General features: G+C 38.1%; 15 protein-coding genes. 12 read left to right on the forward strand and 3 right to left on the reverse strand.

Annotated elements, in window-relative coordinates:
* Positions 1 to 51 precede the first annotated feature (51 nt).
* A complete protein-coding gene (locus K1I97_RS08820; protein WP_000958793.1) occupies positions 52 to 1,674 on the reverse strand; it encodes an ATP-binding cassette domain-containing protein in 1,623 nt (540 codons plus the stop codon).
* 195 nt (positions 1,675 to 1,869) lie between these two features.
* Here K1I97_RS08820 and trpS point away from each other — a divergent pair, with 195 nt between their 5' ends.
* Positions 1,870 to 2,895 carry a tryptophan--tRNA ligase gene (gene trpS, locus K1I97_RS08825; protein WP_223332209.1) on the forward strand — a complete coding sequence of 342 codons (1,026 nt, stop codon included), beginning with the start codon at positions 1,870 to 1,872 and terminating at the stop codon, positions 2,893 to 2,895.
* A gap of 162 nt (positions 2,896 to 3,057) precedes the next feature.
* Positions 3,058 to 4,536 carry an IMP dehydrogenase gene (guaB, locus tag K1I97_RS08830; protein WP_223332208.1) on the forward strand — a complete coding sequence of 493 codons (1,479 nt, stop codon included), beginning with the start codon at positions 3,058 to 3,060 and terminating at the stop codon, positions 4,534 to 4,536.
* Between the two features lie 52 nt (positions 4,537 to 4,588).
* Here guaB and recF read toward each other — a convergent pair whose 3' ends face one another.
* Positions 4,589 to 5,686, reverse strand: a complete 1,098-nt coding sequence (gene recF, locus K1I97_RS08835; protein ID WP_223332207.1) for a DNA replication/repair protein RecF — start codon at positions 5,684 to 5,686, stop codon at positions 4,589 to 4,591.
* Positions 5,687 to 5,688: 2 nt separating this feature from the next.
* A complete protein-coding gene (gene yaaA, locus K1I97_RS08840) occupies positions 5,689 to 6,057 on the reverse strand; it encodes a S4 domain-containing protein YaaA (RefSeq protein WP_223332206.1) in 369 nt (122 codons plus the stop codon).
* A gap of 160 nt (positions 6,058 to 6,217) precedes the next feature.
* Here yaaA and yfmF point away from each other — a divergent pair, with 160 nt between their 5' ends.
* The 10 genes from yfmF (at position 6,218) to pcsB (ending at position 15,264) form a co-directional block, all read left to right on the forward strand.
* Positions 6,218 to 7,468 carry an EF-P 5-aminopentanol modification-associated protein YfmF gene (gene yfmF / locus K1I97_RS08845; RefSeq protein WP_223332205.1) on the forward strand — a complete coding sequence of 417 codons (1,251 nt, stop codon included), beginning with the start codon at positions 6,218 to 6,220 and terminating at the stop codon, positions 7,466 to 7,468.
* Positions 7,465 to 8,748, forward strand: a complete 1,284-nt coding sequence (gene yfmH, locus K1I97_RS08850; RefSeq protein ID WP_223332204.1) for an EF-P 5-aminopentanol modification-associated protein YfmH — start codon at positions 7,465 to 7,467, stop codon at positions 8,746 to 8,748. The genes yfmF and yfmH overlap by 4 nt, the downstream gene beginning before the upstream one ends.
* A 35-nt stretch (positions 8,749 to 8,783) precedes the next feature.
* The gene (gene rodZ, locus K1I97_RS08855; protein ID WP_223332203.1) at positions 8,784 to 9,599 is read left to right on the forward strand and encodes a cytoskeleton protein RodZ; all 816 of its coding nucleotides are present in this window, start codon (positions 8,784 to 8,786) and stop codon (positions 9,597 to 9,599) included.
* 10 nt (positions 9,600 to 9,609) lie between these two features.
* A complete protein-coding gene (gene pgsA, locus K1I97_RS08860) occupies positions 9,610 to 10,155 on the forward strand; it encodes a CDP-diacylglycerol--glycerol-3-phosphate 3-phosphatidyltransferase (protein WP_223332202.1) in 546 nt (181 codons plus the stop codon).
* Positions 10,152 to 10,979 (forward strand): energy-coupling factor ABC transporter ATP-binding protein, encoded by an 828-nt coding sequence (locus tag K1I97_RS08865; RefSeq protein WP_223332201.1) that lies wholly within the window; start codon positions 10,152 to 10,154, stop codon positions 10,977 to 10,979. The genes pgsA and K1I97_RS08865 overlap by 4 nt, the downstream gene beginning before the upstream one ends.
* Entirely contained in the window at positions 10,964 to 11,803 is an 840-nt protein-coding gene (locus tag K1I97_RS08870; protein ID WP_223332200.1) for an energy-coupling factor transporter ATPase, read from the forward strand. The genes K1I97_RS08865 and K1I97_RS08870 overlap by 16 nt, the downstream gene beginning before the upstream one ends.
* Entirely contained in the window at positions 11,796 to 12,590 is a 795-nt protein-coding gene (locus K1I97_RS08875; RefSeq protein WP_223332199.1) for an energy-coupling factor transporter transmembrane component T family protein, read from the forward strand. Before K1I97_RS08870 ends, K1I97_RS08875 begins: the two co-directional genes overlap by 8 nt.
* 60 nt (positions 12,591 to 12,650) lie before the next feature.
* Positions 12,651 to 13,466, forward strand: coding sequence for a rod shape-determining protein MreC (mreC, locus tag K1I97_RS08880; RefSeq protein WP_223332198.1), 816 nt, complete (start codon positions 12,651 to 12,653; stop codon positions 13,464 to 13,466).
* Between the two features lie 2 nt (positions 13,467 to 13,468).
* Positions 13,469 to 13,963: a rod shape-determining protein MreD gene (gene mreD, locus K1I97_RS08885; RefSeq protein WP_223332197.1), complete on the forward strand. Its 495-nt coding sequence runs from the start codon at positions 13,469 to 13,471 to the stop codon at positions 13,961 to 13,963.
* A gap of 92 nt (positions 13,964 to 14,055) precedes the next feature.
* Positions 14,056 to 15,264, forward strand: coding sequence for a peptidoglycan hydrolase PcsB (gene pcsB, locus K1I97_RS08890; protein WP_223332196.1), 1,209 nt, complete (start codon positions 14,056 to 14,058; stop codon positions 15,262 to 15,264).
* The last annotated feature ends 133 nt before the right edge of the window (positions 15,265 to 15,397 follow it).

A 15,397-nucleotide genomic window follows, 5' to 3' on the forward strand; every position in this document is an offset into this window, starting at 1 on the left:
AGAATGATAGAAAACTCAGTTGGTTAACCCAACTGAGTTTTGAAGTCTTATTTAGTCTTTCCAAAGTTCTTTAACTTTTGCTTGTACTTCTGCATTTTCTAGGAATTCATCGTAGGTTTCATCAATACGATCAATGACGCCATTCTTAGACAAAACAATAATATGGTTTGCTAAAGTTTGAATGAACTCGTGATCATGACTAGCAAAGATGATTGATTCTTTAAAGTTTTTCAATCCATCGTTCAAGCTTGAGATAGATTCCAAGTCCAAGTGATTTGTTGGATCATCAAGTACAAGGACATTTGATTTCAAGAGCATGAGTTTTGAAAGCATGACACGTACTTTTTCTCCCCCTGACAAGACGTTTACAGGTTTGTTAACCTCATCTCCAGAAAAGAGCATACGACCGAGGAAACCACGTAGGAAGGTATTGTCATCTTCTTCTTTACTTGCAAATTGACGCAACCAGTCAAGGATTGACTCTCCTCCTGCAAAATCAGCCGAGTTGTCTTTTGGCAAGTAAGAACGGCTAGTAGTAACTCCCCACTTGACAGTTCCTTCATAGTCGATGTCACCCATAATTGCACGAATTAATGCAGTCGTTTGAATGTCATTTTGTCCAATAAGAGCTGTCTTATCACCTGGACGCAAGATGAAACTAATATTATCTAGGATAGTTTCGCCATCAATCTTTACAGTTAGATTTTCTACTGTCAAGAGATCATTACCAATCTCACGTTCTGCTTTAAAGTTGATAAATGGATATTTACGACTAGATGGCACAATCTCTTCTAATTCAATCTTGTCAAGCATTTTTTTACGAGACGTTGCCTGTCTTGACTTAGAAGCGTTAGCAGAGAATCGAGCAACGAATTCTTGCAATTGTTTAATTTTTTCTTCCGCTTTAGCATTACGGTCTGCTAGCAATTTAGCAGCAAGCTCAGAAGATTCCTTCCAGAAGTCGTAGTTTCCGACATAGAGTTTGATTTTTCCAAAGTCAAGGTCGGCCATATGAGTACATACCTTGTTTAAGAAGTGGCGGTCATGGGATACAACGATAACGGTGTTATCAAAGTCAATCAAGAAGTCTTCTAACCAAGTAATAGACTGAATATCAAGACCGTTGGTCGGCTCGTCCAAGAGAAGAACATCTGGTTTGCCAAAAAGTGCTTTGGCAAGGAGAACCTTCACTTTTTCACCATTGGCCAATTCGCTCATGTTTTGGTAGTGCAATTCTTCTGGAATATTTAGGTTTTGAAGTAATTGAGATGCTTCACTTTCTGCTTCCCAACCTCCAAGTTCGGCAAATTCACCTTCAAGTTCGGCTGCACGAACACCATCTTCATCTGAAAAATCTTCCTTCATGTAAATGGCGTCTTTTTCTTTCATGATGTTGTAAAGTTTTTCATTTCCCATAATGACGACATCAATAACTCGCTCATCTTCATAGTCAAAATGATTTTGACGGAGAACAGAGAGACGTTCATCTGGACCAAGAGAGATGTGACCAGTTGTTGGCTCGATATCACCAGCTAGGATTTTTAAGAATGTAGATTTCCCAGCACCATTAGCACCAATTAATCCGTATGTATTTCCTTCTGTAAATTTGATATTGACATCATCAAAAAGTTTGCGATCACTAAAACGTAGTGAAACATCAGATACTGTAAGCAATGTTTTTCTCCTATAATATGTAATACATTTATTCTACTAGAAAAGAGAGAAATATTCAAATTTTTGTTTGTCAATTTTATGTCAATTAAGTTTACAGGTTTATTTACAATGAGTTAGTTGTTTGATTTAAATAATTTTCTGTTATTTTAACAAAAAAATGCTATAATTGAAGAGACCATTTCGAAGGAGAAAAAAATGACGAAACCCATTATTTTAACAGGAGATCGCCCAACAGGAAAACTGCATATTGGACATTATGTTGGGAGTCTTAAAAATAGAGTATTACTGCAGGAAGAAGATAAGTATGAAATGTTTGTTTTTTTGGCGGACCAACAAGCATTGACAGATTACGCCAAAGATCCTCAAACGATTGTAGAATCGATTGGGAATGTTGCCTTAGATTACCTAGCAGTTGGATTAGATCCAAGTAAGTCAACTATCTTTATTCAAAGCCAAATCCCAGAGTTGGCTGAGCTGTCTATGTACTATATGAATTTGGTTTCACTAGCTCGTTTGGAACGAAATCCGACAGTAAAAACAGAGATTGCTCAAAAAGGGTTTGGAGAAAGTATTCCGACAGGATTTTTGGTTTATCCGATTGCGCAAGCAGCAGATATTACTGCCTTCAAGGCTAATTATGTTCCTGTTGGGACAGATCAGAAACCAATGATTGAGCAGACTCGCGAGATTGTTCGTTCCTTTAATCATGCTTATAATTGTGAGGTCTTGGTGGAGCCGGAAGGTATTTATCCAGAAAATGAGAGAGCAGGGCGTTTGCCTGGTTTAGATGGAAATGCTAAAATGTCTAAATCCCTTAATAATGGTATTTATCTAGCTGATGATGCAGATACTTTGCGTAAAAAAGTCATGAGCATGTATACTGATCCAGACCATATTCGAGTTGAGGATCCAGGTAAGATTGAAGGAAATATGGTTTTCCATTATCTAGATGTGTTTGGTCGTCCAGAAGATGCTCAAGACATTGCAGATATGAAAGAACATTATCAACGTGGTGGTCTTGGTGATGTAAAGACGAAACGTTATCTACTTGAAATATTAGAACGCGAACTTGGTCCTATTCGTGAGCGCCGTATCGAATTTGCTAAGGATATGGGGGAAGTGTACAATATGCTTCAAAAAGGTAGTGAGAAAGCGCGTGAGGTTGCGGGGCAAACTCTATCTGAAGTTAAGGGAGCAATGGGACTAAATTATTTTAAATAATAGATAAAATATGAATCGTAAAACTATCTCTTCCATAGGATCACAGGGATAGTTTTTTTATGATTTCTACCATAAATATAATTGACAAATTTTCATAGAATGGTATGATAGATACAATACAAAAAGAGTCAAGCTCAAAAAGAAAGAAAAGAGGAAACTTCAATGTCTAATTGGGATACTAAATTTTTAAAAAAAGGTTTTACCTTTGATGATGTATTGCTCATTCCAGCAGAAAGTCATGTGTTGCCTAATGATGCAGATTTAACAACAAAATTGGCAGATAATTTGACTTTAAATATCCCAATTATAACAGCCGCCATGGATACAGTCACAGAAAGTCAAATGGCTATTGCCATTGCTCGTGCGGGTGGTCTTGGAGTAATCCATAAAAACATGTCTATTGCGCAACAGGCAGATGAAGTTCGCAAGGTAAAACGTTCTGAAAATGGTGTTATTATTGATCCATTCTTCTTGACTCCAGAACACACGATTGCTGAAGCAGATGAACTGATGGGACGTTACCGTATCAGTGGTGTTCCAGTTGTGGAGACACTTGAAAATCGTAAATTGGTTGGTATTCTAACAAACCGAGATCTTCGCTTTATTTCAGATTACAATCAGCCAATCTCAAACCATATGACCAGTGAAAATCTTGTTACTGCTCCTGTTGGTACAAATCTGGCAACAGCTGAAAGCATTCTTCAAGAACACCGTATTGAAAAACTTCCTTTGGTTGATGAGGAAGGTCGTCTTTCTGGTTTGATTACTATCAAAGATATTGAAAAAGTGATTGAGTTTCCAAATGCAGCAAAAGATAAATTTGGTCGTCTTCTAGTTGCTGGTGCGGTGGGTGTCACTTCAGATACATTTGAACGTGCCGAAGCCCTTTTTGAAGCAGGAGCTGACGCAATTGTTATTGATACTGCTCATGGTCACTCTGCTGGGGTTCTACGTAAAATTGCTGAAATTCGTGCTCACTTCCCAGACCGCACTTTGATTGCAGGTAATATTGCAACTGCAGAAGGTGCGCGTGCTCTTTATGATGCAGGTGTAGATGTTGTCAAAGTCGGTATCGGACCAGGTTCTATCTGTACAACTCGTGTCATTGCAGGTGTCGGTGTACCACAAATAACAGCAATCTATGATGCGGCAGCTGTTGCGCGTGAATATGGAAAAACAATCATTGCTGATGGTGGAATCAAGTACTCAGGAGATATTGTAAAAGCCCTTGCTGCAGGTGGAAATGCAGTTATGCTTGGATCAATGTTTGCTGGAACTGATGAAGCTCCAGGTGAAACTGAAATCTTCCAAGGACGTAAGTTCAAGACTTACCGTGGTATGGGATCAATTGCTGCTATGAAGAAAGGTTCAAGCGACCGTTACTTCCAAGGTTCTGTCAATGAAGCAAACAAACTCGTTCCAGAAGGAATTGAAGGTCGTGTTGCCTATAAAGGTGCAGTAGCTGATATCGTCTTCCAAATGATTGGTGGTATTCGCTCTGGTATGGGTTACTGTGGTGCAGCTAACCTTAAAGAACTACATGATAATGCTCAATTTATTGAAATGTCTGGGGCTGGTCTAAAAGAAAGCCATCCTCATGACGTACAAATTACTAATGAGGCACCAAACTACTCTATGTAAGTAGTAAAAAAGAACTCCTGAAAATCAGGAGTTCTTTTTGTTTACAAAGTTGTCAATTTTGATTTACAGAAATTTTACCGTTTTGGATTCTGAAAATACTAAGATTTTCAGGCAAGTTTTGTAAGTGGTCTAAACTGGTTGTTGTGATAAATGTTTGGATAGAGTGAGAAATGGTTTCTAGTAATTTTAATTGTCGTGTGTTGTCAAGTTCACTCATAACATCGTCAAGTAAGAGTATCGGAGACTCATTAGTAATACTTTCCATTAGTTCAATCTCTGCTAGTTTGATAGAAAGTACAAGACTACGATGTTGACCTTGACTCCCAAAACTAGCGTCCATTCCATTGATATAAAAAGTAATGTCATCTCGATGAGGGCCAACACCAGTATTCTTTTTAAACAAATCTCTTGATCTACTTTTTTCTAAAGCCATTTTAAAAGAATTCGTCAACTGCTCTTCACCAGTAAAGTTGACAGATGATTGATAAGATATTGACAACTCTTCTAATTTATTTGAAATTTCTAAGTGTTTTATTTGACCAAATTTCTCTAAGTCTTTAATGAATTTTATCCGATGCTTTATGACGCGACAACCATACTCTACCAACTGATCATCTAAGACTGACAGAAATGTTTCGTCAATCTTTTGGCTGGATTTTAGGTAGGTATTTCTCTGCTTTAGTATATGATTGTAGTTTGACAAGTCTGACAAGTAGATTGGTTTAATTTGTCCTAGTTCGATATCTATAAACTTTCGGCGAATGGAAGGTGCTCCTTTAATTAGCTGGAGATCTTCAGGTGCGAAGAGGACAACATTCATATGTCCAATATAGTCTGATAGGCGCGCTTGTTTTAAGTGATTGACCTTAGTCACACGCCCTTTTGGGGTTAAATCAATTTCTAGAGGGATAGAGCTTGTTTTTTTCTGTAGCAAGCCAGAAAGATGGAGTTGCTCGTTATCAAAATGAATGAGATTTTTATCTGTACGAGTCCGATGACTACGTGTCAAGGCCAAGAAATAGATTGCTTCTAGAATATTGGTTTTTCCTTGTGCATTTTGACCTAGAAAGACATTTAATTTTGGATTGAAATCAATTTTTGCCTCTTTGTAGTTTCGAAAGGTTTTAATTGTTAAATGTTGAAGCCACATAGTTATCTTCCTGGAAAACGTGGAGCTTGTTTGGTTTTAGGCGATGAAGAAGTTTTTTGTTTTTCTTTCTTGATACCTTTATTCATCTCTTTGACAAGTTTAGCAATTCGCTCTTTCTCAATCTTATCTGCTTGATACTCTTCTTGCTCTTTTAAACTTGGTTGTGTTAAGGTGATGTCAATCTTTAAATCAGGAATGTCAATCGTATCTCCAATACGGATTTTTTTCCCACGTCTACTTTCTAACTCGCCATTAAAGTAAACTTGATGCTCCATTAAAAAGGATTTGATAGCACCACCGCTTTGTATGATTCCGAGCTCTTTTAGGAGGGCTTGGAGCGTAATAAATTCTTCAAATAATTTGTATTCCATAATTCACCTCAATCTTTGGTATTATACCATATTTTCCCTGAAATAGCTGAAGGAAAGTCAGTCGAAATGAAAACGATTTTACTTTTGAAAGCTATAAAGAGAACAAGAAAAATTTTGATTTTCGTGGTATAATAGAACTCTATATGTAAGGAGGTAAGGTATGGAGTTGGTGCCTGGAATTTCAGCACATTTTATTCAATCCAAAAAGTTTAAAACAAATAAAATCACTGTTTGTTTTACTGCTCCCTTATCTCTTGAGACAATAGCAGGACGCATGTTAAGTGCAAGTATGTTGGAGACGGCAAATCAAGCTTACCCAACATCACAAGCATTTCGCAGATACTTGGCAAGTTTGTATGGAACAGATATTTCCACAAGTGCTTATCGTAGAGGACAAGCACATATTCTTGACTTAACATTTACCTACGTGCGGGATGAGTTTTTGAGTAAAAAAAATGTCTTGACTTTTCAAATATTGGAATTGGTGAAACAGACTTTATTTGCTCCCTTATCTCAAGATGGTGCTTTTGAGCCAGCCTTATTTGAAATTGAAAGAAAACAATTATTGGCTAGTTTAGCTACTGATATGGATGATTCATTTTATTTTGCTCATAAGGAATTGGATAACTTGTTCTTTCATGATGAACGTCTTCAATTGAGATATAGTGATTTACGAAATCGCATTTCAAATGAGTCTCCAAAAAGTAGTTACACTTGCTTGCAAGATGCTCTGAAAAATGATCGAATTGATTTCTTTTTCTTAGGTGATTTCAATGAAGTTGAAGTAAAGGATTGGTTGAGATCATTTTCCTTTACAGGGCGTCAAATCGATGTCAAGCCTCAGTACCAACAACCATATTCAAATGTCCTTCGGGAAGGAATGATTCGTAAGAATGTGGGCCAATCCGTTTTGGAATTGGCTTACCATTGTTCTACGAGCTATGGAGACAAGCATCATTTGGCCATGGTAGTAATGAATGGTCTGTTAGGTGGTTTTGCTCACTCTAAGCTTTTTACAAATGTTCGGGAAAATGCTGGTCTAGCCTACACTATCTCCAGTCAATTGGATTTATTTAGTGGTCAATTGAGGATGTATGCTGGCATTGATCGGGAAAAGCGCAATCAAGCCAGAAAATTGATGAATCATCAATTACTTGAACTAAAGAAAGGTAATTTTACAGATTTGGAGATTGAACAGACTAAGGAGATGATTCGCAGAACCTTATTGCTTGCGCAAGATAGTCAGAGCTCACTAATCGAGCGAGTTTACTTGAAAAGTTTGTTAGGGAAATCTACATCAGATTTTGACAATTGGATTGAAAAATTAAATAAAGTTGATAAAGAAGCTATCTGCAAAGTAGCAAATAGTGTTCGGTTACAAGCGATATACTTTATGGAAGGAATAGAATGACACCAGTTACCTTTGAAGAAAAATATTATCCTGCTGTAAAGGAGACGGTTTATCAGACTCGTCTATCAAATGGATTGACAGTGTCTCTCCTTCCTAAGAAACAATTTAATGAAGTTTACGGAGTTGTAACAGTTCGATTTGGATCAATAGACACAAGCTTTACACTATCTGAAAAAGGTTTACAGTATTATCCAGCTGGAATTGCACATTTTCTTGAACACAAACTGTTTGAGAGAGAAAATGCTGAAGATATTATGGAGTCTTTTACACGCTTGGGAGCAGATAGCAATGCTTTTACAAGCTTTACAAAAACGAGTTATTTGTTTTCGACAATAGATCATTTATCAGAAAATTTGGATCTACTTGAGGAGTTGGTAACAGTTGCTCACTTTACGGAAGAGTCAGTTGGGAGAGAGCGGGAAATCATCCAACAGGAACGTGAGATGTACCAAGACGATCCAGATTCGCGTCTGTTTTTTGCTACATTAGCCAATCTTTATCCCAATACTCCTCTGGCAGCAGACATTGTTGGAAGTGAAAAATCAATTAACAACATTCAGCTGAATGACTTAAAAGATAACTTTACAGTCTTTTACAAACCTGTCAATATGTCTTTGCTTTTAGTTGGGAATTTTGATGTAGATGCGATTGGAAAGTATTTTTCACAAAAAAAATTTAGAAATTTAGAAGACATGGTAGTAAACAAGGAGAAGCTTGCTTTACAGCCCGTTAAAGAAACAGACAGTCTCCGGATGGAGGTTTCTTCTCCAAAGCTTGCTATTGGAATTAGGGGAACAGGTGAGGTGGCAGAAGCAGATTGCTACCGTTATAGTGTTTTGTTGAAATTGTTGTTTACGATGATGTTTGGTTGGACTTCAAATCGTTTTCAAAACCTATATGAGGCGGGAAAGTTAGATGCTTCACTGTCATTAGAAGTTGAGGTGACTAGTCGTTTTCATTTTGTGATGTTGACTATGGATACGAAGGAACCCGTTTCTCTATCACATCAATTTCGTAAGGCGATTCGTCATTTTAGTAGTGATGCAGATATTACTGATGAACATCTCGATCTTGTTAAGAGTGAGATGTTTGGAGAGTTTTTTAGTAGTATGAATTCTTTGGAATTTATTGCAACTCAATACGATCCTATAGATGGCGGAGAAACCATTTTTGATTTGCCAAAAATTTTACAAGAAATTACTTTGGAGGATGTTTTAGAAGCTGGTCATCGCTTGATTGATGATGGTGATCTAGTTGATTTTACAATCTTTCCAACCTAAAAGATAAGTAAGCCTAGAAAGAAGGAATGCTAAGTATGAGAAAAAAAACAATTGGTGAGGTGCTGCGTTTAGCTAGAATAAACCAAGGATTGAGTTTGGAAGAATTGCAGGCAAAAACTGATATTCAGATGAATTTATTAGAGGCTATGGAGGCAGATGATTTTGATCAACTCCCTAGTACCTTCTACGCTCGTTCTTTTTTGAGAAAATACGCTTGGGCGGTTGAATTGGATGAACGAATTATTTTGGATGCCTATGATTCAGGAAGCATGATTACCTATGAAGAGGTAGATGTTGATGAAGAAGATTTGTCTGGTCGTAGACGATCAAATAAGAAAAAAACCTCTTATCTCCCCTTGTTTTATTTCGTCCTATTTGCTTTGTCAATTTTAATTTTTGTCACTTACTATGTTTGGAATTATATCCAGACTCAACCAACGCGTCCTTCTTCGGCAAATTATAGTGTTATTAGCTCAACAACTTCTTCTAGTTCATCTTCTAGCAGTCAGACGTCTAGCTCATCTTCTTCTGCGGCATCAACTATTACAGTTTCGGGTGAAGGAAACCGCATTGAAGCTCGTTATAAAACGAATAAGGATACAGCTACTGTTCAACTGGCAGTTTCGGATACAACTAGCTGGATTAGTGTTTCAGGAAGTGAGCTGGAGGGTGGTGTGACACTATCCGCAGACAATAAAAATGCAAAAACAACAGTTTCAACTAAGAATCCCGTTACTATTACCTTAGGTGTAGTGAAGGGAGTTACTTTGACTGTAGATAATCAAACAGTTGATACTTCCAAGTTGACGACTCAGACTGGAACTGTGACACTTACATTTACTACAGATTAAGGAAAAACCAATGAAAAAAGAACAAATTCCTAATGTATTAACTATTGGTAGAATTCTCTTTATACCTCTCTTTATTCTTACTTTGACTTTGGACCATTCACAAGGCAGTCACTTGCTGGCAGCAATCATCTTTGCAGTTGCTAGTATAACGGATTATCTCGATGGCTATCTTGCTCGAAAATGGAATGTAGTCAGCAACTTTGGAAAGTTTGCAGATCCGATGGCGGATAAGTTGCTGGTTATGTCAGCTTTTATCATGTTGATTGAGTTAGGTATGGCTCCAGCTTGGGTTGTTGCTATTATCATCTGTCGTGAACTTGCGGTGACCGGCCTACGGCTGTTGCTCGTTGAGACGGGAGGAACGGTTCTAGCAGCAGCGATGTCAGGGAAAATCAAGACCTTTAGTCAGATGTTTGCCATTATCTTTTTGCTCTTACATTGGAATTTAATTGGGCAACTGTTGCTTTATATAGCTTTGTTTTTCACTATCTACTCTGGCTATGATTATTTCAAGGGTAGCGCTTATGTATTCAAAGGGACATTTGGTTCGAAATGAAATCGATTATTGAAGTAAAAGATCTGTCTTTTCGTTATAAGGAAGACCAAGATTATTATGATGTTAATAATGTCTCGTTTCACGTGAAACGGGGAGAATGGCTTTCGATTGTAGGCCATAATGGGAGTGGGAAATCGACAACTATCCGTTTGATTGATGGCTTGCTTGAAGCAGAGTCTGGGGAAATCTGGATAGATGGCCAATTGCTGTCCTCTGAGAATGTTTGGAACTTGCGTAGACAAATTGGTATGGTTTTTCAAAATCCAGATAACCAATTTGTGGGCGCAACTGTTGAAGATGATGTCGCCTTTGGCCTAGAAAATCAGGGACTTCCTCGTGAAGAAATGAAAAAGAGAGTGGCTGAATCTTTGGAGTTGGTAGGTATGCTGGACTTTAAGAAGAGAGAACCAGCTCGTTTGTCTGGTGGACAAAAACAACGGGTGGCTATTGCAGGAGTTGTTGCCTTGAGACCAGCTATTTTTATTCTGGACGAGGCTACAAGTATGTTGGATCCTGAGGGGCGCAGAGAACTGATTCAGACAGTTCAAGAGATTCGAAAATACCACCAGATGACAGTCGTCTCCATTACGCACGATTTGGAAGAAGTTGCGATGAGTGATCGTGTCTTGGTCATGAAAAAAGGCCAAGTGGAGTCAACCAGCAGTCCAAGAGAACTTTTTTCTCGGGATGACCTTGACCAGATAGGGTTAGATGAGCCTTTTACTAATCAATTGAGAGAATCTTTGAGAGAGACTGGTTATCAGTTGCCGGATGGATATTTGACAGAAGGAGAGCTAGAGGACAAGTTATGGGAATTACTCTAGAAAATGTGAGCTTTACCTATCAAGAGGGGACACCCCTATCTTCATCAGCCTTGACTGATGTTTCTTTGACGATTGATGATAATTCCTATACAGCTTTAGTAGGGCACACAGGTAGTGGGAAGTCAACGATTTTACAGCTTTTAAATGGCCTATTGGTACCAAGTAAGGGTTCTGTTCGAGTTTTCGATACTGTCATTACTCCTATATCAACCAATAAAGAAATTCGCCAGATTCGAAAGCAAGTCGGTCTAGTGTTTCAATTTGCTGAAAACCAAATTTTTGAAGAGACTGTTTTGAAAGATGTGGCTTTTGGACCGCAAAATTTTGGAGTTTCTGAGGAAGAGGCCAAGAAAATTGCGCGTGAAAAGTTAGCCTTGGTAGGCATTGATGAGTCACTTTTTGAGCGCAGTCCTTTTGAACTTTCGGGTGGCCAGATGAGACGTGTGGCTATAGCGGGTATGCTAGCCATGGAGCCAACTGTCTTGGTTTTGGATGAGCCGACAGCAGGGCTAGATCCTCTGGGCAGAAAAGAATTGATGACCCTGTTTAAAAAACTCCACCTTTCTGGAATGACAATCGTTCTGGTAACGCATTTGATGGATGATGTAGCTACGTATGCTGATCAGGTCTATGTTATGGAAAAGGGACGTTTAGTCAAAAGTGGCAAACCGAGTGATGTTTTCCAAGATGTAGCCTCTATGGAAAAGGTGCAGTTAGGTGTGCCTAAAATAACAGCCTTTTGTAAACGTTTGGCAGATAGAGGTGTAGCTTTTAAAAAATTGCCAATCAAGATAGAGGAGTTTAAGGAGTCGCTAAATGGATAGTATGATTTTAGGGCGTTATATACCGGGGGATTCCATTATTCATCGCTTGGATCCACGTAGTAAATTGCTTGCCATGATCCTGTTGATTTTGATTGTATTTTGGGCTAATAATCCCCTCACCAATCTCATTTTGTTTATAGCGACAGGTATATTTATCGCTTTGTCAGGCGTTTCCCTCTCATTTTTCGTTCAGGGATTAAAATCCATGTTCTTCCTGATTGCTTTTACGACTCTTTTTCAGCTCTTTTTCATTTCAAGTGGAAATGTCCTATTTGAGTTTTCTTTTATAAAAATAACGGATTATGCGTTGCAACAAGCGGGAATCATTTTCTGTCGTTTTGTGTTGATTATTTTCTTTTCAACCTTGCTGACATTAACGACCATGCCTTTGAGTCTGGCATCTGCAGTTGAAGCTCTTTTAGCACCGCTGAAACGCGTGAAAGTTCCCGTTCATGAAATTGGTCTCATGTTATCAATGAGTTTGCGTTTTGTTCCAACCTTGATGGATGACACAACGAGAATTATGAATGCTCAGAAAGCTCGTGGAGTTGACTTTGGCGAAGGTAGCATCGTTCAAAAAGTAAAGGCTATGATTCCGATTTTAATTCCTCTTTTTGCTACGAGCTTAAAGCGTGCAGATTCATTGGCAATAGCCATGGAAGCGCGTGGTTATCAGGGAGGAAAGGGTAGAAGTCAGTATAGACAGTTGAGATGGAGTCAAAAGGATACACTGGCAATTCTTGTGATTTTGATACTGGGATGTTTCTTATTTTTCTTAAAATCTTAGCAGGTTTGTAGGATTGATAAGAAGCTCAAAGTAGCAGGTTTTTAGTATAAAGGTAGGAATATGAACCGTTTTAAAAAATCAAAATATCTAATCATCGTTTTTGTCACAGTTCTGGCAGTTTCTGTTCTATTAGTGACAACCTATTCAAGTGCTATTGTGACGAAACTAGGAGATGGGATTTCCTTAGTAGATAGAATTGTTCAAAAACCTTTTCAGTGGTTTGACGGTTTCAAATCAGATTTGGGACATTTGACGCAGACTTATAATGAAAACGAGAGTTTAAAAAAGCAACTTTATCAACTAGAGATGGAGTCTAATCAATCAGAACGTTTAAAAAATGAAAATGAACAACTACGTCAGTTGCTGGATATGAAGTCAAAATTGCAGGCAACAAAAACCATTACAGCAGATGTGATTATGCGAGCTCCAGTATCTTGGAAACAAGAGTTAACAATTGATGCGGGAAGTTTAAAAGGAGCTTCTGAAAATATGTTGGTCATTGCAAACGGTGGCTTGATTGGTAGTGTTTCAAAAGTAGAGGATCATTCAACAACTGTCAACTTGCTGACAAACACTGAAAATTCTGACAATATTTCCGTTAAAATCTTGCATGGCTCTACTGAAATTTACGGGATTATCGTTGGTTATGATAAGGAGTCTGAACTTCTTAAAATTAGCCAATTAAATAGTAACAGCGATATTAGTGCGGGAGACAAGGTGACTACAGGTGGACTCGGAAACTTTAATGTCAAAGATATTCCTGTTGGAGAGGTTGTTGCCACAACGCATAGCAGTGACTATCTAACACGAGAGGTAACAGTAAAGTTAAGTGCTGACACCAAAAATCTTCATGTGGTAGAGTTAGTGGGGAATTAGCAATGAGACTGTTAAAACAAGTTGGTATATTTTTTTTACTCCCTGTTATTGTGCTAGTTGATGCTCATATTGGTCAACTAGTGGGTTCCTTCTTTCCTCACTTTCACTTAGCTAGTCATTTCCTGTTTTTATTTCTCTTGTTTGAGACCATTGAAGTCTCGGAATATCTTTACCTAGCCTATTGTTTTATAGTGGGCTTGGTTTATGATATTTACTTTTTCCATTTGATAGGGATTGCGACTCTCTTATTTGTTCTTTTGGGAGTTGCTCTTCACAAATTCAATAGTGTGATTTTGATGAATCGTTGGACTCGAATCTTGGCTGTCATTGTGCTCAGTTTTCTATTTGATATGGGAAGTTATCTTCTGGCTCTCTCCATAGGACTGACTGTAGAATCTATGCCCATTTTCGTCGTCTACAGCCTTTTCCCATCAATGATTTTAAACTTTTTATGGATGATGATTTTCCAGTATATTTTTGAAAAATGTTATCTATGAGAAAGAAATATAAATGTAACAAAGGCGTAATATTTATTATGTCTTTTTTTGGTATACTAGTAGTGTTTCAAATAGAAGGAGTAATAGTAGATATGAAGAAAAAAATCTTAGCATCACTTTTGTTAAGTACAGTGTTGTTTTCTCAAGTAGCAGTATTGACAACTGTTCATGCAGAAACAACTGATGAAAAAATTGCTGCACAAGATAGTAAGATTAGTGATTTAACAACAAAACAAAAAGAAGCTCAAAAACAGGTGGATGAAATCCAAACACAAGTTACAGCTATTCAAACACAACAAGCAAACTTGCAAGCTGAAAATGAAACTCTACAGGCTGAATCTAAAAAACTTGAAGGAGAAATTACAGAGCTCTCTAAGAATATTGTTGCTCGTAATGCTTCTTTAGAAAAACAAGCGCGTAGCGCACAGACAAATGGAGCTGCGACTAGCTACATCAATACAATTATTAACTCAAAATCAATTACAGAAGCGATTTCACGTGTTGCAGCTATGAGCGAGATTGTATCAGTTAACAACAAAATGTTGGAGCAACAGAAAGCTGATAAGAAATCTATCGCTGAAAAACAAGTTGCAAATAATGAAGCAATCAACACTGTAATTGCGAACCAACAAACACTTGCTGACGATGCACAAGCATTGACAACAAAACAAGCAGAGTTGAAAGTTGCTGAGTTAAACCTTGCTGCAGAGAAAGCTACTGCAGAAAGCGATAAAGCAACTTTGTTGGAACAAAAAGCTGCAGCAGAGGCAGAAGCGAAAGCTGCAGCTGAAGCAGAAGCGGCTTATAAAGCACGTCAAACAAGCCAACAACAATCAGTTGTTGCTTCTGGAAATACAACACTTTCAGATCAAGTGCAAGCAACTTCAAGCTCTTCATCAGATGATGATTCAAGCTACACTCCGGCACCTGCACCAACTCCAACTAGACAGCGTCCAACATACAGTACAAATGCTTCAAGTTATCCAACTGGTGAATGTACTTGGGGAGCTAAGACATTAGCTCCTTGGGCTGGAGATTACTGGGGTAACGGAGCGCAGTGGGCTACAAGTGCAGCAGCTGCAGGATTCCGTACTGGATCAACTCCACAAGTTGGTGCGATTGCATGTTGGAATGACGGTGGATATGGACACGTAGCGGTTGTTACAGCAGTTTCATCATCAACTAGCATTCAAGTATCAGAATCAAACTACGGTGGAGATCGTACAATCGGTAACAAACGTGGATGGTTCAACCCAACTACAACATCTGAAGGCTATGTTACTTACATCTATCCAAACTAATGAATGAAACGAAGAGGCTCAATCGAGTCTCTTTTAATGTTTTTAGCCGAAAGTCCTACTAAATAGCTTGAAAATGTTGTTGAAATATGATAAAATAGGGATTGTCGTGTAAACGATAATACTCATTCTTGAT

It is taken from the genome of Streptococcus oralis (assembly GCF_019929345.1).
GTDB lineage: Bacteria > Bacillota > Bacilli > Lactobacillales > Streptococcaceae > Streptococcus.